This window comes from Nonomuraea spiralis (assembly GCF_014648435.1).
Lineage (GTDB): Bacteria > Actinomycetota > Actinomycetes > Streptosporangiales > Streptosporangiaceae > Nonomuraea > Nonomuraea spiralis.
The window spans coordinates 534,179-556,717 of the sequence record NZ_BMRC01000006.1 but is presented as its reverse complement, the minus strand read 5'-3'; the positions used below and the strand labels follow the sequence as shown (position 1 = coordinate 556,717).

General features: G+C 72.9%; 15 protein-coding genes. 7 read left to right on the top strand and 8 right to left on the bottom strand.

Annotation, left to right across the window (positions count from 1 at the left end; all coding sequences use genetic code 11):
• Positions 1-109: 109 nt before the first annotated feature.
• The gene (locus IEZ27_RS18390; protein ID WP_189648311.1) at positions 110-1,009 is read left to right on the top strand and encodes a cation diffusion facilitator family transporter; all 900 of its coding nucleotides are present in this window, start codon (positions 110-112) and stop codon (positions 1,007-1,009) included.
• A gap of 26 nt (positions 1,010-1,035) precedes the next feature.
• On the opposite strand, the gene IEZ27_RS18385 is transcribed toward IEZ27_RS18390, so the two are convergent.
• A complete protein-coding gene (locus IEZ27_RS18385; protein WP_229824091.1) occupies positions 1,036-2,157 on the bottom strand; it encodes a cation diffusion facilitator family transporter in 1,122 nt (373 codons plus the stop codon).
• Positions 2,158-2,410: 253 nt separating this feature from the next.
• Between IEZ27_RS18385 and IEZ27_RS54985 the strand changes: the two genes are divergently transcribed.
• From IEZ27_RS54985 to IEZ27_RS18360, 5 genes are all read left to right on the top strand, one after another.
• Positions 2,411-3,037, top strand: coding sequence for an SH3 domain-containing protein (locus tag IEZ27_RS54985; protein ID WP_189648310.1), 627 nt, complete (start codon positions 2,411-2,413; stop codon positions 3,035-3,037).
• A 19-nt stretch (positions 3,038-3,056) separates the two neighbouring features.
• Positions 3,057-3,272, top strand: a complete 216-nt coding sequence (locus IEZ27_RS18375; protein ID WP_189648309.1) for a hypothetical protein — start codon at positions 3,057-3,059, stop codon at positions 3,270-3,272.
• 156 nt (positions 3,273-3,428) lie between these two features.
• Entirely contained in the window at positions 3,429-4,115 is a 687-nt protein-coding gene (locus tag IEZ27_RS18370; RefSeq protein ID WP_189648308.1) for a DivIVA domain-containing protein, read from the top strand.
• Positions 4,116-4,236: 121 nt separating this feature from the next.
• The gene (locus tag IEZ27_RS18365; RefSeq protein WP_189648307.1) at positions 4,237-5,463 is read left to right on the top strand and encodes a hypothetical protein; all 1,227 of its coding nucleotides are present in this window, start codon (positions 4,237-4,239) and stop codon (positions 5,461-5,463) included.
• Positions 5,464-5,590: 127 nt separating this feature from the next.
• A complete protein-coding gene (locus tag IEZ27_RS18360; RefSeq protein ID WP_189648306.1) occupies positions 5,591-7,084 on the top strand; it encodes a CehA/McbA family metallohydrolase domain-containing protein in 1,494 nt (497 codons plus the stop codon).
• A gap of 45 nt (positions 7,085-7,129) precedes the next feature.
• Here the strand turns inward: IEZ27_RS18360 and IEZ27_RS18355 are convergent, their stop codons facing one another.
• The 7 genes from IEZ27_RS18355 to IEZ27_RS18325 form a co-directional block, all read right to left on the bottom strand.
• The gene (locus IEZ27_RS18355; protein ID WP_189648305.1) at positions 7,130-12,931 is read right to left on the bottom strand and encodes a trypsin-like serine protease; all 5,802 of its coding nucleotides are present in this window, start codon (positions 12,929-12,931) and stop codon (positions 7,130-7,132) included.
• A 63-nt stretch (positions 12,932-12,994) separates the two neighbouring features.
• Complete coding sequence (locus IEZ27_RS18350) at positions 12,995-13,282, bottom strand: trypco2 family protein (protein WP_189648304.1); 288 nt, start codon at positions 13,280-13,282, stop codon at positions 12,995-12,997.
• A 177-nt stretch (positions 13,283-13,459) separates the two neighbouring features.
• Positions 13,460-15,862 carry an ATP-binding protein gene (locus IEZ27_RS18345; RefSeq protein WP_189648303.1) on the bottom strand — a complete coding sequence of 801 codons (2,403 nt, stop codon included), beginning with the start codon at positions 15,860-15,862 and terminating at the stop codon, positions 13,460-13,462.
• A 221-nt stretch (positions 15,863-16,083) separates the two neighbouring features.
• A complete protein-coding gene (locus IEZ27_RS18340; RefSeq protein WP_189648302.1) occupies positions 16,084-16,350 on the bottom strand; it encodes a hypothetical protein in 267 nt (88 codons plus the stop codon).
• Positions 16,351-16,360: 10 nt separating this feature from the next.
• Positions 16,361-18,499, bottom strand: coding sequence for an alpha/beta hydrolase family protein (locus IEZ27_RS18335; RefSeq protein WP_189648301.1), 2,139 nt, complete (start codon positions 18,497-18,499; stop codon positions 16,361-16,363).
• Entirely contained in the window at positions 18,496-20,073 is a 1,578-nt protein-coding gene (locus tag IEZ27_RS18330; RefSeq protein WP_189648300.1) for a peroxidase family protein, read from the bottom strand. Before IEZ27_RS18330 ends, IEZ27_RS18335 begins: the two co-directional genes overlap by 4 nt.
• Before the next feature lie 2 nt (positions 20,074-20,075).
• Entirely contained in the window at positions 20,076-21,368 is a 1,293-nt protein-coding gene (locus IEZ27_RS18325; protein WP_189648299.1) for a cytochrome P450, read from the bottom strand.
• Between the two features lie 212 nt (positions 21,369-21,580).
• On the opposite strand from IEZ27_RS18325, the gene IEZ27_RS18320 reads away from it, so the two are divergent.
• Positions 21,581-22,537, top strand: a complete 957-nt coding sequence (locus IEZ27_RS18320) for an acyl-CoA desaturase (RefSeq protein WP_229824090.1) — start codon at positions 21,581-21,583, stop codon at positions 22,535-22,537.
• The last annotated feature ends 2 nt before the right edge of the window (positions 22,538-22,539 follow it).

Sequence of the window (22,539 nt, the reverse complement as noted above, 5' to 3'; positions counted from 1 at the left end):
TGGCCTACTACCGGCTGGAGGACCCGCACGTACGGATGTTGCTGGACCTGGCGCTGGCCCACACCGAGCACACCGAGGCCATCCACCCCGAACGCGACGGGAGAGCGTGATGGGCGCCGGACACGGACACGGGCACGCCGGAGCCCGCCACCGCTGGCGGCTGGCGGTCTCCTTCGCCCTGATCGGCTCCTTCTTCCTGGTCGAGCTGGCCTACGGGCTGATCTCCGGCTCGCTGGCCCTGATGTCGGACGCCGGCCACATGGCCGCCGACGTCGTCACGCTCGGCGCGGCCCTGGTCGCCACCCGGATCGCAAGCCGCCCCGACACCACCGGACGGCGCAGCTACGGCTCCTACCGGGCCGAGGTGTTCGCCTCGCTGCTGGCCGTCGTCCTCATGCTCGGCGTCGCGCTCTACGTCGTCACCGAGGCCATCGGCCGCATCGGCGGCACCGCCGAGGTCTCCTCCGGCCCGATGCTCGTCGTCGGCGCCATCGGCCTGGTGGTCAACCTCATCGCCCTGCTCCTGCTGCGTTCGGGCGCGAGCGAGAGCCTGAACGTCAAGGGCGCCTACCTGGAGGTCGTGGCCGACACCGCCGGCTCGGTCGGCGTCATCGTGGCCGGCTGGCTGGTCTCGACGACCGGGCAGGCGTTCTGGGACACCGTCGTCGCCCTGGCCATCGGCATCTTCGTCGCCGTCCGCGCGATCTCGCTCGGCCGCCAGGTCTTCGCGGTGCTCGGCCAGCACGTGCCCGAGGGCATGGACGCCTCCTCCGTCGCGGCCGACCTGGCCGCCATCAAGGGTGTGCGCGACGTGCACGACCTGCACCTGTGGACGCTCACGTCCGGCATGAACGTCGCCACCGCCCACCTCGTCACGGTCGACCAGAACAGCAACCACGCCGTCCTGGACGAGGCCCGCGACCTGCTGCGCACCCGCCACGGCATCGCCCACGCCACCCTCCAGGTCGAGCCGGACGACCACACCGGCTGCGACGAGGTCGGCTGGTAGCACGCGGCACGAGCGGGCGCCGTCGATCATGCGCCCTGCTCGTTGTCGTGGCAGGACGCCGGTCGTGGTTCGGCCTCGCCGAGAGGGGCGGGCCCGGCGGCCATGACGGCGGCCGCGTCGGGGTGCAGGGCGTGGTGGGTGGGACCGTGCGGGTCCGGGCAGTGCTCGACGAGACGCCGCAGCCGGCCCTCGTCGTCGAAGGCGTGGCTGCCGGGCACGGCGTGGTCGACCTGCAACGTGGTGTGCTCGATGTGGTGACGCTCGCGCAGCAGCCGTTCGACGGCCAGGCGGGCGGCGTGGCAGTCGGCGCCCGGGGTGACCAGCACGTGCGCAGACAGGGTGGGGTAACCGGAAGTGACCTCCCAGATGTGCAGGTCGTGCACCTCGACCACGGTGTCCAGGGCGACGATCTGACGGCCCACCTCGCCCGGGTTCATCTGCGCGGGCGCGGCCTCCATGAACACCCGCCCGGCGTCGCGGACCAGCCCCCAGCCGGCCTTCAGCATCAGGGCGGCGACCACGAGGGCGGCGACGGCGTCGGCCCGGTTCCAGCCGGTCAGCCAGACGGTCAGACCGGCGAGGGTGGTGGCGATGAAGGCGTACAGGTCGTTGAGGATGTGCTGGAAGGCGCCCTCGACGTTGAGGCTGGACCGGTTGGCCTTGGACAGCAGCCAGGTGGCGGCCAGGTTCACGGCGATGCCGGCCAGCCCGGTCGCCACCACGTACAGGCCCTCGACCGGGGGCGGGTCGACCAGGCGGCGCACGCCCTCGAAGGTGAAGTACGCCGCCAGCAGCAGCAAGGTGATGCCGTTCACCTGGGCGGAGACGATCTCGGCACGCCTGAGGCCGAAGGTGAAGCCGCCCCGGGGCGGCCGGGCCGCGATCCGCATCGCGACCAGCGCCAGCACGATCGCCATGGCGTCGGTGAGCATGTGCCCCGCGTCCGAGATCAGCGCCAGCGAGCCGGCGATCAGGCCGATCACCACCTCCATGGCCATGAAACCGGTGATCAGCATGAGCGCGCCGCGCAGGTAGCGCCGGTCGGCATCCGCGCTCAGCGCGTGCCCGTGCCCATGTCCATGCCCATGTCCGTGCCCTTGGGGGTGCCGTCCGGCGTGCTCGTGCTGGTGATCCTGCTGTTCGGACACGATTGGCGCTCCTCGTGGAGTGGGTGACGGCCGGGTGCGGCAGCAGATGACCCGTCACGCACATCTGACGGGATGTTCATATGTACAAATGCTGGCTCCTGTGGTCCGGTAGGTCAAGGGGGCCGGGTTGGCCGGACACAAAAACATCTGTACCCATGAATATCTGATCAGATGTTTAAACAAACAGTAATGAGTCAACTACAGAACGTAGAAGTTCCGGGACCCGACCCGCCGTACCAGGAAGGGGTTCACCATGAGAACCGTTCCCACCTCCGCCGCGCTGCTGGCCGCGATGTCCGGCTGGCTGGCACTGGCCGGTCTGCCCGCCCAGGCCGTCCCCGCCGGCTCCGCCGCCGTCACGACGTCCACCGCACGGCCCGTCAGCTCCTGCCGCTACCAGCCCGACCACCTCCGGCGCGGCGAGACGATCGCCGTCCGCTCGACGCCCCGGCGGCAGGGGCGGGTGCTCGGCCGCCTCGACGCCGGCAGCCGTCCGGTCACCGGGGGCTGCTCAAGCCGGAACGGCTGGCTGCGGGTCACCACCTCCACCGGCGCGCACGGCTGGGCATCGGCACACCACCTGCGCAAGGTCCCCGCCGGCGCCCGTACCTCCACGGGCATCGGCGCCGCCACCCGGACGAACACCTGCCGCTACGTCGTGACCGGCGTCCGCCGCGCCGGCCACCTGAACGTCCGCTCCGGCGCCGGACGCCGCCACCACCCGATCGCCGTACTGCGTCCGGGCGGCGACGTCGTCACCGGGACCTGCACCGGCACGCGCGGCTGGCTGCGGATCACCACCCCCACCGGCGCGCACGGCTGGGCCTGGAACGGCTACCTGCGCAGGAGCACCGCCGGAGCCCCCCGCAAGCCCCTCTGAGCGAGCGAAAGGACCCCCGATGACCGAGCCGCACGACCACGCGCACCCCCATTACCACCACCACGACCATCACCACCACGACGGCGGCGTCCACGCGCACGACGGCCCCCACGACGGCTCCCATTGCGCGCCCGGCGGCGCCGGCGACTGCGCCGGCGACCACGCGGCGCTGACCGGCCAGGCCCAGGACTGCGGTTCCGGGCACTGCGACGACCACGGCGCCACCTCGTCCTAGCCACCATGGCGGCCCACCCCTGACGGCCGGGCCGCCGCCCCCGGCTCGGCGCAGGCCGGCCCACGCTCCGGCGTCGCCCCCCACGGAAACGCCGGAGCGTTCCCGCCCGCTGCCGAGTCAGGCCACCGAGACGACGGTGAAAGGCTGGATCAGTCCATGCACAGCGAGCACGAAGACCACGACGACGACCACGTCCATGGTCCCCACTCTCCCCACAGCCACGCCGCCCCCGACGGTGTCACCTCGCCGCCGCTTCCGGCGAACCTGCCCGGCCAGCTCGCCCTGCTGACCGCCACCGCCGTGCACCACCAGGTCTTCACCGTCGTACGCCTGCGCTCCGGCTACGACCTGGCCGAGGTGGACGCCTTCCTCGCCCGGGTGGAGACCACGCTCAGCCTCCTGTGGCAGGACAATGCCCAGCTGCGCGAACGCGTCCGGACCACCGAGGTGTCCACCGGGACCGAGACCCTGGCCGCGGCGCACCGTGCCACCCAGGAAACCCTGGAGGCCGCCCAGCACGAGGCCCGCCAGATCCTGGCCACCGCCCACCGCGACGCCGAACACCTGCGCCAGGAGGCGGAATCGGCGGCCGGCGCGCTGACCCAGGCCACCCGCCAGGCGCTCGACGAGCAGCTGGGCCACCTCGAACGCGCCATCACCGACCAGGGCCGGCACCTCCAGCACAACCTCCACACCCAGCTCGGCCACCTGCGCGCCGCCCTGGAACAGCTCACCACGCACGACCATCCGCCCGGCCACGGCGCCCATGAAGCCGCGTCGTCGCCCCGGCCGTTCTCCGCACAGCCGCACCTTCCCGTCCGTGACACCGCCGACCGCCACTGACCCACTGACCCACCGACTCGCCGACCGCCACCCGACCGGCGTACCCGTCCCGTACGCCTTCGCGGGTCACCACGCAGCCCTCCGCTCCCAAGCACCGCCCTCACGCAGGAAAGGCCGTGTCATGTTCGTGCCGCTCGGGGGAACGACGCTGCTACCAGCATCCCCGCCCGTCCTGGCCCAGTTCGACCTGAACCCGGGTGGCGCCGGCCTCGACGCCGCGCTGCCGTCCTGGACCACCTGGGCCGCGGTGTCCCTGGTGACGCTGTCCACGCTGACCGGCGCCACCCTGGCCCGCCGCAAGAACGCCACGATCAGCGTCTGGCTGGCCATCGCCTCGGCGCTGATGCTCATCACCGCACTGGTCGACCTGCTGCCCGACGCCTGGCACGAGGCCGAGGTCACCGGCGTGCCGTTGTGGCTGGTGGGCCTGGCCGGGGTCTTCGGCTTCCTCGTCATCACCTTCTTCACCCGTAAGGGATGCGGCCACAGCCACGGCGGCGGCGGTGGCGGACGGCACGCGCCCGGCCTGCACCGCCGGGTCAAGCAGGCGGTCAGCGCCGCCGTCTACGGCGGCGTCGGCACCGCGGCCGCGCTGTCCCTGCACCGCATGATCGAGGGCGCCACCCTGGCGCTGGCCGCGTCCGCCGTCGTGGTGGCGGCCCTGGTGATCCACTCGGCCAGCGAAGGGCTCGCCCTGACCGCCATGCTCGACCTGGCACGCAGACCGGCGGCACCCTGGCTGACCCTGTCCTGCCTGGCTCCCGCCGCCGGGGTCGTCCTGGCGACGGTGGCGCCCCTGCCCGCCCAGAGCGTCCCGATCCTGCTGGGCATGGTCACCGGCGTACTGCTGCGCACCGGCCTCATCGGGCTCGCCATCGCCCGCGACAGCCGCCGCCTGACCCGCCGCCACCTCGTCCTCGCCGCTTTCGCCGTCGCCGTGATCGGCGGTCTGCTGGTCACCACGCAGACCCTGCTCACGGACGGGCCGCGGTCCGCCCCGATCGCCGCCGCCCGCGGGCTCACCACCGCGCCCGCACCCCGTCCGAACCGGCCCACCCCCTCACCGAACCCGTCGCCCCAGCCGATGAGCGCCGCCCAGTTGCGCGCCGCCGTCACCGCCGGGCAGCTCACCCTCGAACAGCTCCTGGCCCGCCGGGACCCGGCCACCATCGCGGCCGACGCCACCGACCTGCTGCGCGCCCTCCCCGAGCACACCACCGACCAGATCAGCCGTACGCTGCGCGCCGCCAAGATCGGCAACGGCACCAGCGTCGGCGAGCTCACCCTGTTCCAGCGCCACCTCCTGCTCACCGCCCTCAGCGACGAGCCCCCCACCCCACGCTCCTGACGTACGGCTCGGCCGACCGGGCAACGCACTGTTCGTGCTCCACCCGAACGGCATTCACACGGCGTTCAGGCCACTCTTCGAGGTTTGCGGGTCGGCACCCAGATTTGCATGCACGAGAGGCTTCACCGTGAGCGAGAACAAGGCTGAGCAGGCCGAGCAGGCCCGGTTGTCCCGCCGGCGGCTGGTCAAGTACGCCGGCGTCGGCGCCACCCTGGCCGCCGCGGCCCCCTTGGTGGGCGGCACCCCGGCGCAGGCCGACGACGAGCGCAGGTTCGGCAACGGCGGCTCGAACGGCCGGATGTGGCGGGCGGGCGATCACCACGTCCACTCGGAGTACAGCGGAGAGTTCGACACCAAGACCAACCCGCCGACCTTCCACAAGGGCGCGGACGCGGTCTACCCGATCGTCACCAACGCCATCATGGCCAAGTACTTCGGCCTGACCTGGGCGATGTGCACCGACCACGGCGGCCCGACGCACTCGAAGGTGAACCTGGAGCAGGCCTACCCCGACCTGCTGCGGTCGCGGGTGCTGGTGCCGGAGGTGCTGCAGTTCTGGGGGATGGAGTTCGACGCGCCGGCGCTGGACCACCACACGCTGATGATCCCGCACCACGACGGGGAGGCGCAGCAGCTGTTCGAGCTGGAGAGCCGCTTCGCCAAGCACGACGCCTTCCCCGCCGACCCGGGCCGCGACACCGAGGCCAAGATGGTGGAGTTCCTGAAGGCCGCCCGCGACATGCGGCAGAAGCCGCTGGTGATCGCCCACCACGCGTCCCGCTCGGCGACCGGCCTGGGCGTGTGGGGCCAGGACACGCCGCGCGAGTTCCGTAACGGCAACAACACCGCCCCCGACGTGTACGTGGGCTTCGAGGGCGCGCCCGGCCACCAGGCGGGCCCCCTGAACGGCGGCGCGCGCGGCGGCTACGGCAACCACCCCACCTACGGCGGCTTCGACCAGATGACCGCCCGGGTCGGCGGCCTGTGGGACTCGCTGCTGGGCGAGGGACGGCACTGGTGGATCACCGCCACCTCCGACTCGCACGTGCACTGGACCCGCGGCGGCTCCGACTTCTGGCCCGGCGAGTACAGCAAGACCTACGTGGCCGCCCGCCAGGACTACGGCGACATCATGGACGCCCTGCGCAACGGCCGGATCTTCGTCACCACCGGCGACCTGGTCACCGCCCTCGACGTCACCGCCGCCAACCAGGGCCGCCGCGCCACGGTGGGCGAGACGCTCGTCGTCAGCAGCCGCAACCGCACCGACGTCGAGGTGGAGATCCGCTTCCGCCCCCTGGACGGGCAGAACGCCAACGGCGACCGTCCGGAGGTGCGCCGCGTCGACCTGATCGTCGGCCAGGTCACCGGCGTGAGCTCGAACCTCGACGCCGACACCAACCCCACCACCAAGGTCGTGGCCCGCTTCGGCCCGAACGACTGGCGCCGCCAGGGCTGCGACTACGTCATCCGGCACACCCTGCGCGAGGTGGGCGCCGACAGCTACCTCCGGGTACGCGGCACCGGCACCGACGAGATGGAGCCGGCCGCCGACGGCAAGGAAAGCCCGTGGCAGGACCTGTGGTTCTACTCCAACCCGGTCTTCATCCGCGTCCGCTAGCCCCGGAACCCCCCACGCCTGCCGACGCGAACACCCGAGCCCTGCTCACGAGGACCCGCCCTCCGTGGGCAGTCGCAGGACCTGTTCGCGCTGGTAGGCGGTCAGGTCGCCGCGTGCCGTGAGCAGCCCGGCCAGCCTGGGCACCGAAGGGCTGCCGTCGTGCTCGCCCGCCCATTGCAACACCATGCGGGCGGCGTGGCGGGCGTCCTTGGTGCCCAGCTCAGGCCGGTCCAGCAGCGCGATCAGCACCTGGTCCGCCTCCGGGGTCTCGCTCCACTCGTCGAGCCAGGCCAGAGCCTGTGCGATCAGCGACGGTGGCGCGTCGGGGCGGGCCAGGTAGGCGGCCAGCACGGCGCCGGCCGAGCGGTTCAGCAGCCGCCCGGCCAGCGAGGCGTCCGCGCACCGCCGTACCTGGGCGGCCTGTTCGCCGTCGAGATCGGTACGGCGCAACAACGCGAGGACGACCGCGGGCGAGGCGGGCGACCCGGCCCGCGCGCCCAGCCAGGCCAGCGCCAGCCCGCAGGCGTCACGCAGCAGACCGGCGGGCAGCCCGGCCCGCCCCAGGCAGCCGACCAGCAGCCCGGCCGCCGCGGGCCGCACGTCGTCCGCCCGTACCCAGGCGAGGGCGATCCGTACGGCCTGCTCCTGCTGCGCCGGGCTCAGCCCGTCACACGCCAGCACGCCGCGCAGCACATGATGAGCCCGGGCGTCGGACCCGTACGCGGCCAGCCAGTCCATCGCGTGCCGCAGCCCGATCGCGGCGTCGTCAGGGGCGAGGTCCGCGCGGCTGAGCAGCGGCGCCAGGACGCGGCCGGCGGCGTACTCGCCCCCGTGGACGCCCAGCCAGGCGACGGCGTGTCCGATCGAGGCCGCGGCGGCGGCGGAGCGGGGGATCGTCCGGCGCAACAGGTGCTGGAGCAGATGCGTGCTGTTCGCGTCGGCGGGATGCGACTCAAGCCACTGGACCGAGAACCGGGCCGCGGCGTCGTACCCCTCCATCGGGGGCCTGAGCGACTTCAGCAGCCAGGAGCAGACCTGGACGGCCTCCGGGCCGCCGCCGTGCACGCCGAGCCAGCCGAGCGCCACGTCGATCAGGTACGGCCCGCGGTCCTCAAGGTCGGAGCTCCTCAGCAGCTCGGCGATCACCTCGCCGGCCTCCGGCAGCCGCGCGATCGTGCCGATCCTGGCGAACGCGAACTCCGGCAGGGATCCGCCGCTCCCCTCCGGACCGGGCAGTTCCCACTCGAAGCGCGGCGGCAACCCCGGCGGGAACCGGGCGGCCAGCGCCGCGCCCAGCGCCCTGGCCAGGTGTTCCGGCGCGAGGCCGGCCCGCACGAGCAGGACGCGCAGCACGTACCGGGGATCGGGACGTTCCACGCTCGGGTTCCGGAGCTGGTTGTTCTCGCCGAGGCTCCTGAGCCTGCCCACCATCAGGGAGGACCACGTGACGATCAGGTCGGTCAGCAGCCGTTCCTGGTCGTGGTCGAGCGGGATCTGTGCCAGCGGCCGCAGGACGAAGGAGGCCTTGGTGTTCGTCCCGAACTCCGCCAGCCAGGCGAAGGCGTACCGCGTCGCCCGCTCCCGTTCCTCCCGGGTGAGCCCGGGATGGTCGAGCAGGTGGCGCAGCACCTGACGGGCGCCGAAGGCCGCGTGATGCCGTACGAGCCAGTGCAGGGTGAGATCCACCAGTTCGCGGGAGTACGCCGGGAAACGGTCATGGTGGTCAAGGAGGGAGGGGAGGATGAACCGGCCGTCGAAGTCCTCCGGATGATCCCTCAGCCAGGCCGGCGCGTGACCGGCGGCCCGGTCCAGGCTCGCGGGGTCGGAGTCCGCGGCGCGCAGCAGGCGGGCGGTCAGGGCGCCGATCACCCGGCCGGCCGCCTGGCTCCCGTGGTGGGCGTCCAGCCAGGCGAACGCGTGCTCTTCGAGCTCGGGCCCGGACTCCTCGCCTTCGCCGGGCGTGGAGAGGACGATGTCCTGACCGCGCCAGTGCAGCGCGCGCTGGAGCACGTCCGCCATGGTCTCCGGCGGGAGCTCCGGCCTGCTCAGCAGCGCGCCCAGGAGGTTGCGGTTGAGCCCGGAGTTCTGCCTGAACCACGCCGACATCCAGTCGAACGCCAGCTTCACCGCCCTGGTCACCAGCGAACCGGCCAGCTCGGGACGCCGGAGCAGCCCGGTCAGCACCAGCGCGGGACCGTCGTGGACGGTCTTGGCGTGGGCCATGTCGTTCCAGTGGTGCAGCCAGGCGAAGGCGAGGTCGATCACGCCCCGGGCATGGGCGCGCCGCAGGTCGTCCCGCCGCAGCAGCGAACGCAGGACGAAGTCGGAACGGGGATGCTCCACGTGCAGTTCGAGCCAGTCGAGGACGGCGGGGACGATCCGGTCCACCTGGTCCTTGGTCAGACCGGGAACGCCGAGCAGGAAGCGGGCCCGGTCCAGGCTGAGCCGTACCGGGTGCGGGACACCCAGGACGGCGTCCGCGAGACCGGGCACCCGTGCCGCCACCTCGGGATCCTGCGCGGCGTACTTCTTCAGCAGCTTGAGCAGGCCCTCGTAGAAGACCGCGTCGTACTGGCGGTCCGGCTGCCGCAGCCACCATTGCGCCCGTTCCACCGCCTGCCGCGCCTGGAGGCCCGAGAGCTGCCCCCGGCGCAGCAGCTCGCCGAGGACGACGCCGTACTCCAGGTCGTCCTCGTGGGCGTTCAGCCAGGCGAGGGCATGAGCGGAAATGCGCTGCCCCTGCTCCGGCCCGCAGTGCCAGAAGCCGAGCATCGAGCTCAGCAGCAGCGCCGGGACCATGCCGACGCCGTGGACGTCCATCCAGTTCGCGGCGTAGCGGGCCACCTCGTCGGCCTGACCCGACCTGAACTCCATCCGGTCCACCACGCGGGAGCCCTCCTCGGAGGCCTTCCTGCGACGGCCCCGCGCGGCCAGCGCGTGGATGACCTCCTTCGCCTCCCGGCGTTCGCAGTGGGCCCGCTCCGGCTCCGAACGGGCGCCCAGCCAGACCAGCGCGTGGCCGATGGCACGCCGCGCCTGGGCGGGGCTGATGTCCTTCTCCTTGAGCCGCGCCACCTCCTTGACCACGTGCAGGCTCTCCCACCGGGCGTGGTGGGTGTCCAGCCAGGTCAGTACGGCGTCGGTCGCCGACCTGCCGGCCCTGGGCTTGAGCAGCAGCTTGGCCATCTGGAACGCGGAGTTCTCCGTGCCGTGCGCGACGAACCAGTTCAGCGTGTGCGTGACCGCCGCGTCGAAGTGCCGGGCCCGGATGCCGTCCATCGACAACATCGGCCTGAGCACGAAGGTCGCGTTGGGATGCCGGTCGTGCCGGCGCAGCCAGGCCAGGGCGCACTCGGCCGACTGCGCCCGCAGCGGTTCGGCGAGTCCCGGGCACTGCAGGAGGGGCCCGAGCACGAAGCTCGCCTCGGGTTTGTCGCCGTACCTGGCCAGCCACCGCACAGCGGCGGTGGCCGCCTGCTCGGACTCCTCGGCCGAGAGCGCGGTGCTCGTCAGCAACTGCTGGAGTACGTGGGAGGCCGTCGGCCGGAGGCTGTGCTCGGACAGCCACGCCACAGCCTGGGCCCGGCACCGGTCCTCCCCGGCGGCGCCCGGCCGGAGGCGGACCAGCAGCGCGCCGAGGAGTTCCGGCGTGCCGGTGTGCCCGGGGGAGCGTTCCAGCCAGTCCAGCGCCGACTCGACCAGCGGAAGCGGGACGGGGGCGGCCTTGGGGCAGGAACGCAGCGCGTTCCTGAGGATGACGGGCGCCCGCTGCTCCGATTCCGCCGCCCGGAGGCACGGGCCCGCGACGGCGTCCCAGTGACGTGTCGTCGCGTCCTGCCAGGGTGGTCCGGCGACCAGGGCCAGAAGTGCCTGTTCGGCGTCCTGCGCGCCGCCGGCGGCCCTCAGGAGCGCGCCCACGTTCGTCGCGTTCCGCTCCAGCCATTGCCCGCACAGCCGTTCCAGCAGCGGCGGCAGCTTCTCCTCCGGGTAGCCGGCCGACATCGCGCGGAGCCGGTGCGCGAAGTGCGCGAACGTGGTCGCGCCCGTGAGCACGGCGTCCATCAGCAGGTCCGCCTGCGTCCCCTGGAGGGTCTCGCCGGAGGGCGTGAGCAGGCAGGACCGCAGCAGTTCCTCGGTGACCACGTCGTGCAGGCTGTGCAGCCGCCCGTCCCGCTCCTCCAGCCAGCCCCGGCTGAGCAGCAGGTCCACCACGGACTCGGCGGTCAGCGCGGTCTCGCGCAGGCACAGCAGCAGACGCCGGGCGGCGGCCTCGATGTCCGCGCGCGGCTGCGGGCACGCGCAGACGGCCGCCGCCGCGGCGAGCAGGTACGGCTCCGGCGCGGCCCCGGTCTCGGAGCCCTCGTCCGTGGCGGGCAGCAGGCCGTCGGTGCGCAGGTGCGTCAGGAGCCACTTCGACAACTCGCCACCGGGCAGCCGGGATCTGCGCGGCACGAGCAACTGGCCACCCCGCCGCGTCTCGAACTCGGAGGCGATCAGCACGGCGAGCCCCGGCCTGAGCCCGCACAGCCCGGCCAGCCCGTCGAACCCCCATTGCGGCACCTTCAGCGCCTCGGGCGCGACGGTCCGCAGGACCACGTCCTGGACGTCACGCAGGTACGGCTCCGCGTCCGGCACGGTCACGTGCCTGAAGCGCTGGGCCACCTCGCGTCCGCGCAGTGCCGCGAACGTGGTCGGGCCCGCGGCGGCGAGGACGGCGACCCGCCGCGGCCGGTCGGTCACCCCGGCCTGGGCCAGCGCCGCCGGGATGGCGTGCGGGTCGAGGGAGAAGTCCGGCGAGACCTCGTCGGCGACGATGAGAACCCGGTCACTCCCGGAGTTCACCGCGGCCTCGACCAGGCGCTCGACGGTCGGCCGGGCCGCCAGGTGCTGGTGCAGCACGAGCCAGCCGTCCTGCCGCGCCTTGGAGGCGGTCTCCAGGCAGATGCGGCTCTTGCCGGACCCGGCCGGGCCCGTGACGAGCACGCCGTGCGTCTCCGACTCCAGCGCGGCGAGCAGGTTCGCGGGACGGGCGCGGTGCTGGTGCCCGGGACTGACGAACCGCAGGCCCTTGAGGTAGGCGTCCGCGCCGGTGAGCGCGGCGGCCGTCTCTTCGTACGGCACGAGATCCGGCGGCTCGGCGATCACCGTCCCGGCCGTCGCGGGATACCTCTCCACCCGCAGGCCGCGTTCCGCGAGCAGGGCGCTGAGGGTGGGATCCTCCTCCAGGCCGACGGTGCTGGCGGCGACCAGTGACGGCGAGGCGTGGCCGGTGCAGACGCCGACGACCAGGTCCTCTCCCACGGGAAGGACGGGAGCGCCGGAGATCCCCGCCCAAGGTGATTTACCCTTCGGGTATGGACGAGCCTGATAGAAGACGTGATTCCATTCGGGCAGGCCGGATTCGACGTTCAGGTCCAGCAACTCGGGGTCCTCGAACGTGCCGAGGGCGATGTTCACGAACACGTGCCTCCGGTGCCATTTGAACTCTTGGGGGTTCAAGGTCGTGAAGCCGACTACGTCGCACGGGACCCGCCCGGTGCCCTTGTCCAGTTTCCCGATGCGGGCGGTCGAGCCGTCCTGGGTCGCCGGGCCGCGCAGCGTCACCAGGGCGAGGTCGTACCGGTCGTCGTTCGGTCTGTACTCCCGGTGCGGGAAGACCGTGTCTATCTCCAGGCGCCGTTCGTCGTTCGACAGCCGGGCGAAGGCGGTGCCGTGCCGTGGCGGCTTGCCGAAGAGATGCGCGCAGGTCAGGATCAGGTCCGGCGCGAGCAGGTAGCCGCTGCCGATGAAGGAGCGCCCCTTCTCCTCGAACGAGACGACCCTGTCGAGTTTCGTCAGACTGGCCAAGAGTGTCGTCGGTCCCTTCCCGGCACGGCGCGGAGGTCAGCGGAGGTCGCGCGGCGGGCCGGCTCAGCCCCGGTGGGCCCTGGTCCGTACGTAGCCGCCGTCCGCGGTCTCGGCCGAGAGCTCCAGCTTGAGCAACTGCGTGGACACGGTCTGCGAGGACCGCTTGCCGTCGCCGGAGAGCACCCAGAGCTTCAGGCCCAGGCCGCCCTCCTGCCCCTTCGTCACGGCGATCTGCGCCTCAAGGTTGATCTTCTCCAGCCGGAACCGGACCGCCTCGCCCTCGCTCTCCTTGACGGATCTGGCGAGTTCCTCGCGCAGTGCCCTGAGCACGCTGGCCAGTTCGATCTCCATGACGTTCCTCCAAAGCCGCGCTCACAGCGGCTCGCCCGCGATCCTTCTGCCAGGCGTTTCCCGGCGAAGTTCCTCAATTCTGGAAGACCGGGACGGCCGGGGCCCCGCCGTTGCGGCAGGGCGGCGCATTCGCTGCGGAATTGCGGAATCGAACGTACGGCTCGGCGTACCGCCCGCCTACGACCGCTCGTCGGCCAGCGCGGTCAGCACTCTCACGAGGCCCAGGCGTTCACCCTGGCGGTACTCCTTCTGGTACGACCCGTCACCGAGCATCCGCTGGATCCGGCCGATGTTGCGGGCCCGGCTGTGCACCAGGTGCGAGATGCCCCAGAGCTGGGGAGCCCCGGCCACCTGCCAGGTGGCGTGCGCGGCGCCGAGCAGCAGCGCCGCCACGCGCGGCTCCCCGCGCTGGGCCAGGACACCGGCGAGCGTCTCGCTCACCGTGGCGGCGCCGAGCCGGTCGCCAAGCCGCCGCTTGAGGTCCAGGCTGCGCCACAGCAGGGTGGTGGCCTCCTCGACCCGGCCGGTCTCCGCGCACTCGATGGCCAGTGTCCAGCGCAGGTAGGAGCGGTGCCAGATCTCCCCGCACGCCTCGGAGAGCTCCAGCGCCCGCCGGAAGAAGTCGCGGGCCTCCTCCCGGGCGCCGCGGATCGACGCGGCCACCCCGAGCTGGGCCAAGGCCTGCTGGGCGGTCAGCATGCCGGGCCGGTGGCCGTCGAGCCGCAGCGCCGTCGAGGAGTGCTTCTCGATCTGTTCGACGTCGCCGCGGACCATGGCGGACAATCCGCGCAACTGGTGGAGGGCCGCGCGAATCCCGGCCCACTCGTCGCCCTCGCGGCCGATGACCGGTTCGAGCCGGTCGAGTACGCGTTCGGCGGCGGCCCGGTCGCCGTGCAACAGCAGGACGAACGCGATGGACCACTGCGCCCGGCACCAGGACGGGGCCGGCTCGGCGCGGGGCGGCCGCGGGTGACGCTCGGCCAGCGGGCGCATCCAGTGGACGCCCTCGCCCACCTTCCCGCTGGCCACCCAGTACAACCACAGGGCGTAGGCGCCCTCGAAGAGCGTGCCGTCCTCGGCGGGCACGTGGGTGAGGGCCAGCCGGAGGTTGGCGTGCTCCTCCGCGAGCCGGACCAGCCACTCCGCCTGCCGTGGGGTGGCGTACTCCTCCTCCGCCCGCCGGGCCAGGCCGAGGTAGCGGTCCTGATGGCGGCGCCGGGCCTCGTGCTCACGTCCCGAGGACGCCAGCCGTTCCCGCCCGTAGAGCCGGACCGTCTCCAGCAGGTGCAGCCGGGTCCGTCCCTGGGTCTCGACCCGCCGCAGCAGCGACTTGTCGACGAGTCCGGCGATCGCCTCGAACGCGCTGTCCTGGCCGGTGCTCCCGCCGGCGCAGAGGGCCTCGGCGTCGGCCAGGGAGACGCCGCCCGCGGCCGCGGACAGCTGTTCCCACGCCGCCCGCTCGGCCGGCGAGCACAGCTCGTAACTCCAGTCGAAGACCGCCGACAACGTCCGGTGCCGCGGATGCGCCGTACGTTCCGCACCCGCCGAGCCGAGCAGCAGGAAACGCCGGTCGAGCCGGTCGAGCAGGTCGTTGACGGACAGGGTGCGCAGGCGGCGGGCGGCGAGCTCCAGCGCCAGCGGCAGCCCGTCCAGCAGCCGGCACACGCTGACCACGGCGGCGCGGTTCTCCGCCGTCAGCCGGAACCCGGGCAGGACGGCCTGGGCACGCCCCACGAAGAGGTCCACGGCCGCCGAGTCCGCCCCGGTCTCCTCCGGCAGCTGGAGCGGGCCGATCGCCAGCACGCGTTCGCCGGTCACGTCCAGCGGCTGCCGGCTGGTGGCCAGGACCCGCAGGCCCGGTACGGCCCGCAGCAACGATCGGGTCACCGCGGCGGTCGCGTCGAGCAGGTGTTCGCAGTTGTCCAGCACCAGCAGGACCCGCCGGCCGCCGAGCGCCTCGGCCATGGCCTCCAGCGGTTCCTGCCCCGCGTTGGACTGGACACCGAGTACGGCGGCGACGGCCCGGCCGACCATCGCCTGCTCGGTGAGTTCGGCCAGTTCCACCAGCCACAGCCCGTCGGGGAACCAGGGGGCCGCCTCTTCGGCCACGCGCAACGCCAGGCTGGTCTTGCCGACGCCGCCGACGCCGGTCAGGGTCACCAGCCGGGCCGTCCGGAGCAGCCCGGTGCCCTGGGCGAGTTCCTGGCCTCGGCCCACCAGCCCGGTCAGCGCCGACGGCAGGTTTCCGGGCAGGTCGCGGCGTGGTGCGGCCGGGCCGGGGGCCTCGTCCGGCATCTCGGGCCCGGCCGAGGCCGACGCCTCGCGCCAGCGGACCGCCCAGAGGTCGAGGAGCACCGGCAGGCTCCAGTCGCGGGCGATCTCCTCCGCCCGCTGCGGATGCGTCCGCGCGAAGGCCGCGCACGCCTGGACGAACGCCGCGACGGCGTCCCACGACGGCCGGACGCGCCCGGAGGCGGCGTTCCGCAACGACGTCTCGGAATAGGGTGAGCCCAGCCGGGCGGCCTCCCGGGCCAGCGTCGCGTAGCTGGGGCCACCGGCCTGGTTCCGTAACTCACGCAATGCCCGGGCGAAGCACCCGAGGACGCTGTCGGGATCGGGGACCGGCGCCGGCCGACGCCCCGGGCGGCCCACCTCACTCATGCCGCCTCCGCCATGAAGATCACTTACTCACCGGATACCCGTCCCTGTCGATGGTGTCAACTCAGCGGGTCATCCAGTTTGTCAACCGATCCCGGCGGACGTCCGCCGAACGTTCCGAAAGGGCGGCGCCGGGCCTTCCGTCATCGCCGGCGGCCCGTACGGGGCGGGTCGCCCGCCTCGTCCGCGTACCGGCTCAGGCGTCGTGCGGACGTCTCCAGGTCGGCGGCGGCCGCCGCGCAGGCCGCGAGGTGGGCGGTCACCGAGGCGCGCAACCAGGGCGGCGTCCCGTCGGCGGCCTTCAGCTCCGCCTCGATCGCGCGCAGGCGTTCGGCGCAGGCGGCGAGGGCGCGGGCGTCCGAACGCAGGACCTCGGCGTGGGCGATGATCGCGGCGATCCGGGTGGGCATGGTTCCTCCGTCAGGCCCGCGGCACCGGGACGGCGGCGTCCCGGAGCGTCTGGCGGGTGGTGGACGACAGGCACAGCAGCGGGCGGGCGCCGTCGAGCGCCAGTTCGCGGAGCCGGCCGGCCAGCGGGTGGGCCGACCGCGGCTCGACGAGCAGCCGCAGTGACGGCGCCGCGTGCAGCCGGGCCCGCCCGCGGGCCCGTACGCAGGACCGCAGCACGGCACCCGCCGCGCCGGTGTAGCCGACCAGGCCGGGATCGTTCACGGGCAGGCCGGGACCGAGCCGCCCGCGCAGGGTGAGGATCTGGCCGGCGGTGACGTGGGCGGACCGGCCGCCGAGCCGGAGTTCGAGCGGCGTCAGGTACGTCTCGCCGCCCCACAACCGCGACCCGAGGGCGCGTACGGCCACGGTGTCGACCGCCGACCCGACGAGGAACGTGCCGGAGCGGCGCAGCTCGGCCGCCCGCAGCAGGTCGGGCCGGACGGCCGAACGCGAGCTCCGGCGGGACGGCCCCGGAACGACGACGCCGACGTGCAGCTCCGCGTAGCCGCCCGCGCTGGTGCGCCGGTTCCAGGCGGCGTGCACGGCGACCAGCGCGCGGCCCGCCACCCGTACGGCGGGACCGAGCCCCGTGCCCTCCAGCAACTCCGCCGCCGCCGCCGGACGCACGGCGAAGTACGCGGTGAGCGCGTCGCCGTCACGGCACCTGATCGGCAGTTCGACGTTCCCCCCGGGCCCGTCCACACGACGGGTGGGCACGGCCAGGAACGGGAACCCCACCGGATCCGGCGGACGGTCGAACAGCAGGTACGCCTGCGAACGCACCACCCGCCCCCGGAACGGCGCGAGCCGCTGCTCGATGTGCTCGCGGGCCTCGGGCAGGTCGTCGGTGAGGTTGGCGAGATAGCGCTCGATGCTGTGGCAGTGGGGGAACAGATGGGTCGAGTCGCTGTAGTCCACCACGTACCAGCCTGGGTGGAGGTCGAAGCAGGTGCCGGCGCCCTGGCCGTCGAGGGTGGGGATGATGTCGTGGCGGTTGGTGACGCTGGCCACCCAGGTACGCGGGTCGGCGGGGCGCTTGAAGTCGACGGGCGAGCCGACGGCGACGGCGTGGGTGACCGTGTGCCGGGCGCAGAATCCTGCGTCCTGTGCCAGGTTCATGATCGCCGCACCGCCCGCGCTGTGTCCGACGAGCGCCAGTTCGGCGCCCGGCGGCGGCCCGTAGTCGGCGACGGCCTCGGCCAGGGCACGGCTGTAGGGACTGCTGGCCAGCACGGCGCTGCTGAACGCTCCGAGCAGGTCCTGCGGCGAGTCGCCGTCGGGACGCCCCGTGCGCATGCCCGGCGCCTGGAGGACGTGACGGATCACGCCGTCGGGCCCCTCGACGCTCTGGACGAGCGCCCGCCCGGTGGTGCCGATCGTGCCGATGTTGGCCAGGAAGCCGAGCAACGAGCCCCGTGTGCACAGCCGGGCCGACTCGGCCGCGGTCAGCTCGATCCGGCGCGCGGCGCCTTCCCCGGTGTCGAGCACGGCGATCGCCCGGTTGCTCATGCCGGTGATCGGATCGGCGGTGGCGAAACCGCGTCCCGTCGCGATGAGCCAGGCGGTGGCGTCGTTGAGCGGGTTCTCGTCCAGCAGCGCGCGCAGCGCCAGGACCTCGCCGAAGACCGGGGCGAGCTGGCTGAGCGCGCGCACCGCGCCACGGTCCTTGACCAGCGCGCGCAGGGCCCGTACGGCCTCCACGTCCCGGTCGGCGGCGGCCGCGTCGATGAGCCGGACCAGCATCGGGTCCCCGGTCAGCTCGGGGTGGGCGAGCGCCACGGCCGCCACGCGCAACCGCAGCGACGTGGCCAGCACCCGTACGGCCAGGCTCTCGGCCCCCAGCATGGCGCCGGCCTTGGCGGCCGCGGTGGCCAGCCGGCCGCCGGTGAACGCGTATCCGAGGCCCCGGCCGTTCGTCGTGGCCCGCAGCAGTGCGCGGTAGGCGGGCCGGGCCGCCGAGGGGGCGTTCGGGGCGGCGCGCAGCAGCGCGTCGTCGGTGAGCGCGGCCGTGGCGTGGGCCGCCGCGTCCTGGATCGTGACCGCGATGTCCACCAGCTCCCTGGCCAGGGCGCGCAGCGGCTCGGCGGCCGGGTCGTCGTCCCCGGTCATGGCCGGGGCCGCCGGGACATGCTGACGAAGCGGGGGCTCTGGTCCTCCGGCGTGTTGCGGCGCAACACGTCCGACAGCGTGCGGGTGGCCGCGATGATCCGCAGGCCCTGCGGGGAGAACGTGGCGGCGTTGAAGATCCGCGGAGCGAGCAGCGGGTTGGTGAGCGCCTGGGAGAAGGCGTCGATGGCGATGATCTTGGTCAGCAGCGGCGGCAGGATCGCGTCGGGGGATCCGGGCTCCTCGGCGAACAGCCCGACGTACAGGTCGACGTCGTCCACGTCGCGGTAGAGGTCGCTCAGGGCGCTGCTGACCCGCCGGTCGCCGGTGATCTGCTCGAAGGCACGCACTCTGGGGAAGCGGCAGTGCTCGCGGTAGTCGTTGTACGGCGCCAGGCCGAGCGCCCGCGAGTCGGCGACGCTGAGCACGTCGATCTCGCGCAGGACGGGGTCGGTGTTGAACAGGCAGATGCGGCCGGCCCGCTGGCGGGAGGCGTCCTCGAAGAGCCGGCCGAGGCCGGGGCCGGGCAGCAGCGCGCCGCTGAAGAAGGTATCGGCCATCGGCAGCTGGTGCCCGCCCACCGTCAGCCGGGACGGGATCAGGCTGTGCCAGCGGTAGACGAGGTTGAACTCCACCGAGGCCCAGTTCTGCCGGTGCCAGGGCGCGTGGTCCAGCATCGCCGACAGCCGCGGGTCCAGGGCGAACCGGAAGTGGTAGGGGGTGATGTGGTTGATGTACTCCTCGACGACCAGCTTGATCAGCAGCACGATGAGGATGTTGCGGGCCGTCTGGAACAGCCGTTCGTCGTCCCAGCGCGGATGTTCCCTGGCCAGCAGCCGCGCCACCCTGTTGTGCTCGCGCAGGAACAGCACCGTGAGCATCGTGAAGCCGATCTGGCCGTTGCCCCGGTCGCTGCCGGTGGCGAACAGCGTGTCGCGTCGCGCGTCGGTGAGGTGCTCGAAGCGGATCACGCGCAGCGGGGCGAACTCCGGCTTGATCTTGCCGTTCTCGCACAGGTAGGGCGGGAACTCGCCGCCGTTGATCAGCTGGCTCTTGAGCAGCCCGCCGTCGAACGCGCGCAGCGCCGCCGACGCCGCCTCGTCGAGGCCGTACACCTGGTTGAGGTCGATGTGATGGTTGGAGCTGTTCTTACGGGGGTCGCGCGGGACGTTGGTGTCGCCGCGCAGGAACCCGTCGGTGAACCATTGGGCGAAGTACGCGAAGAGCACCGTGGAACGCGGGCAGAGGATCATGGACTCGCCGCGGGCGAACAGGTCGCCGGCCCTCTCGGGAGTGGGCCGGTTCTCCTCGATGCCGGCGACCGGGGGCAGGTGCCTGCCGCTGAAGGTGCGGTCGGTCAGGGAGGCCCACGAGGTGTAGTCGGCCATGGTGCTCAGCGGCTCGGGGCGCGGCGGCATCTCGCGAATCGCGTGGTCGATCAGCGAGGCGTTGATCCGGCGCCGGAGCGGCCGGCTGCGCTGGAGGAGGTCCCAGACCGGCCGGCCGTTGGTCAGGGCCAGGAACCTGAGCCGGTTGGACAGGCCGTCCGTGGCGATGCCGCGTGCGCTGCTTCCCATCGTCAGCCTTCCCGCCTCTCGGCGCCGAGTCCGATGTTGAAGGTGTCGGGGAAGATCCCGAGTGTGCGTTCGACGTGGCCCGCAGGCGGCGGCAGCGGGCGCAGGCCGGGACGCAGCAGCAGCCGGCGTACGGTCTCGGCGATCACCACGCCGGCCAGGTGCACGCCGAGGCAGGCGTGATGACCGGAGCCGAAGAACAGGTGATGGTGGCGGGGACGGTCGAGGCGGAACTCCTCGGGCTCTGGCACCACGTCCGCGTCGAACATGGCCGAGGCCGGCGCCGCCAGCACGAACGTGCCCGCGGGGATCACCGTGCTGCGCGGGGTGCCGGCGGCCAGGACGTGGTCGCGCTCGCACAGCCGGGGAAGCAGCTTGAAGAACGGGCTGAACCGCAGGGCCTCCCACACGTACGGATCGAACCGGCCGGGGTCGTCGGCGACGGCCACGGCCTGCGCGAGCACCCGCGGGCGCAGCAGGAGCTGCTCGACCGCCTCGACCATGGCCCCCGGCGCGCTCTCCACGAAGCCCAGCGGCAGCCCGGCCATGTTGACCACGATCCGGTCGTCGGTCACGGCGGGCGGGGAGGCGCGGACCAGGCGGGCGAAGACGTCGTCGGGGAGGTCACGGCCGGCCCGCAGGGCGGCCCGGTGCTGGGCGAGGCGGTCGCTCAGGTGGTCGACCAGCTCGCCGCCCGCCTTGACGGACGCGGCCTGGAGGTGCGGATCTCCGCCGAAGTTGGCGAAGCCGTCGGCGACGATGGCCCGCGTCCACCCGCCCAGGGTCTGCGGATCGGGGCCGGGGACGCCGAAGTACCGTGCGCACACGCCGAGGGCGACCGGGCGGAACAGCCCGTGGACCGCTTCGAGGCGCCCGCCGGGCCGGGCCGCGTCGAGCAGTTCGTCGGCGAGGCGGCCGGTCAGCTCGCGCACGTCGGCCGCGTCCCGCGGGTCGAGCACGAACTGCATCAGGCCCTTCTCCCGCCAGTTCATCGGCGTGGCGTCCCGGCCCAGCATGAACGGCGCGCCCAGGGCGGCGTCGAGACGGGGGCCGAAGGCGCGTACGGAGAAGACCTGCTCGTGGGAGAGCACCTCGGTGACGTCGGCGAAGCGGGTCACGACCGTGAAGGCGGGGGTGACGAAGACGGGACGCCGCTCGCGCAACTCGGCGAACAGGCTCCGCCAGTCGGTCCGCATCCACTCCCTGACCAGGCCGAACGCGGACATCGGGTCCTTGGCCAGGGCGTCGTCGTATCTCTCCAGATAGCCGCCCGTGGTCGCCCGATCGACAACACCCATTCCGTTGGACCTTCCGCCTGATGCCGGAGCGCACAGTGATGATCACGTTGTGCAATCACAATCTAGGGAGGCGTCACGCCGTTTCTTCATGACGGCCGGGTGCATTGTTTTGCTTCCTCACGGTAATCATCCCGTCACTCTCAGGACATTGCCGCAGTCCATGGGCCTGGCCGTTGAATAAGGAGCCTGTGTACCGCTCATGGGAGGAAAACGTGACGTCACCCATGCCGCAGCCCGGCACGGCGGAGACGGTGACGGTCACCACCGGCCGCCGCGCCGCGTACCTGGTCGTGCTGGTCGTCCTGCCGGTGTTGCTGCTGGCACTCGCGGTGCCGGCCGCCTGGGGGTGGGGCATCGGCCCCCGCGACCTGGTCGTCGCGGTCGTGATGTACCTGGTGAGCATCTTCGGGATCGCCATCGGCTACCACCGCCTCTTCACCCACCGCGCGTTCAAGGCCAACCGGGCGCTGCGGATCGCGCTCATGCTGGCCGGCGGCATGGCCGTCGAGGGACCTCTCACGTTGTGGTGCGCCGAGCACCGCCGCCACCACAAGTACGCCGACCGCGAGGGCGACCCCCACTCGCCGTGGCGCTACGGCGACACCGGCCCGGCCCTGCTGCGCGGCATGCTGCACGCCCACATCGGCTGGTTCTACACGGCCCGTCACCGCTCCAGCCGCCGCCACTGGGTGCCGGACCTGCTGGCCGACCCGGACGTGCGACGTTTCGACGCCGCCTACCCGGTGGTCGTCCTGCTGTCGTTCGCGCTTCCGGCGGCGGCCGGCGGGCTGTGGTCGATGTCGTGGTCGGGCGCGTGGAGCGCGTTCCTGTGGGGCGGCCTGGTCCGCTACGCCGTGGTGCACCACGTCACCTGGTCGGTCAACTCGATCGCCCACACCTTCGGCGACCGCCCGTTCCGTACGCGGGACCGTTCGTCCAACGTGTGGTGGGTGGCGATGCTGACGCTCGGCGAAGGCTGGCACAACTGGCACCACGTGGAGCCGACCTGCGCCCGCCACGGCGTGCTCAAGGGCCAGTTCGACCCCAGCGCGCGGCTGATCCGCTGGTTCGAGCGGGCGGGCTGGGCCCACGGCGTACGCTGGCCCAGCCCCGACCGTCTGACGACCCACCGCGTCGACCACAGCCCGGAGGCCGGCTCGCTGCGCTGAGG

Excerpts from the sequence above, each read along its gene's own strand:
- IEZ27_RS18335 (WP_189648301.1), bottom strand. The coding sequence starts at position 18,499 with ATGACCGGGGACGACGACCCGGCCGCCGAGCCGCTGCGCGCCCTGGCC.
- IEZ27_RS18340 (WP_189648302.1), bottom strand. The coding sequence starts at position 16,350 with ATGCCCACCCGGATCGCCGCGATCATCGCCCACGCCGAGGTCCTGCGT.
- IEZ27_RS18375 (WP_189648309.1), top strand. The coding sequence starts at position 3,057 with ATGACCGAGCCGCACGACCACGCGCACCCCCATTACCACCACCACGAC.
- IEZ27_RS18330 (WP_189648300.1), bottom strand. The coding sequence starts at position 20,073 with ATGGGAAGCAGCGCACGCGGCATCGCCACGGACGGCCTGTCCAACCGG.
- IEZ27_RS18350 (WP_189648304.1), bottom strand. The coding sequence starts at position 13,282 with ATGGAGATCGAACTGGCCAGCGTGCTCAGGGCACTGCGCGAGGAACTC.
- IEZ27_RS18325 (WP_189648299.1), bottom strand. The coding sequence starts at position 21,368 with ATGGGTGTTGTCGATCGGGCGACCACGGGCGGCTATCTGGAGAGATAC.
- IEZ27_RS54985 (WP_189648310.1), top strand. The coding sequence starts at position 2,411 with ATGAGAACCGTTCCCACCTCCGCCGCGCTGCTGGCCGCGATGTCCGGC.
- IEZ27_RS18370 (WP_189648308.1), top strand. The coding sequence starts at position 3,429 with ATGCACAGCGAGCACGAAGACCACGACGACGACCACGTCCATGGTCCC.
- IEZ27_RS18390 (WP_189648311.1), top strand. The coding sequence starts at position 110 with ATGGGCGCCGGACACGGACACGGGCACGCCGGAGCCCGCCACCGCTGG.
- IEZ27_RS18365 (WP_189648307.1), top strand. The coding sequence starts at position 4,237 with ATGTTCGTGCCGCTCGGGGGAACGACGCTGCTACCAGCATCCCCGCCC.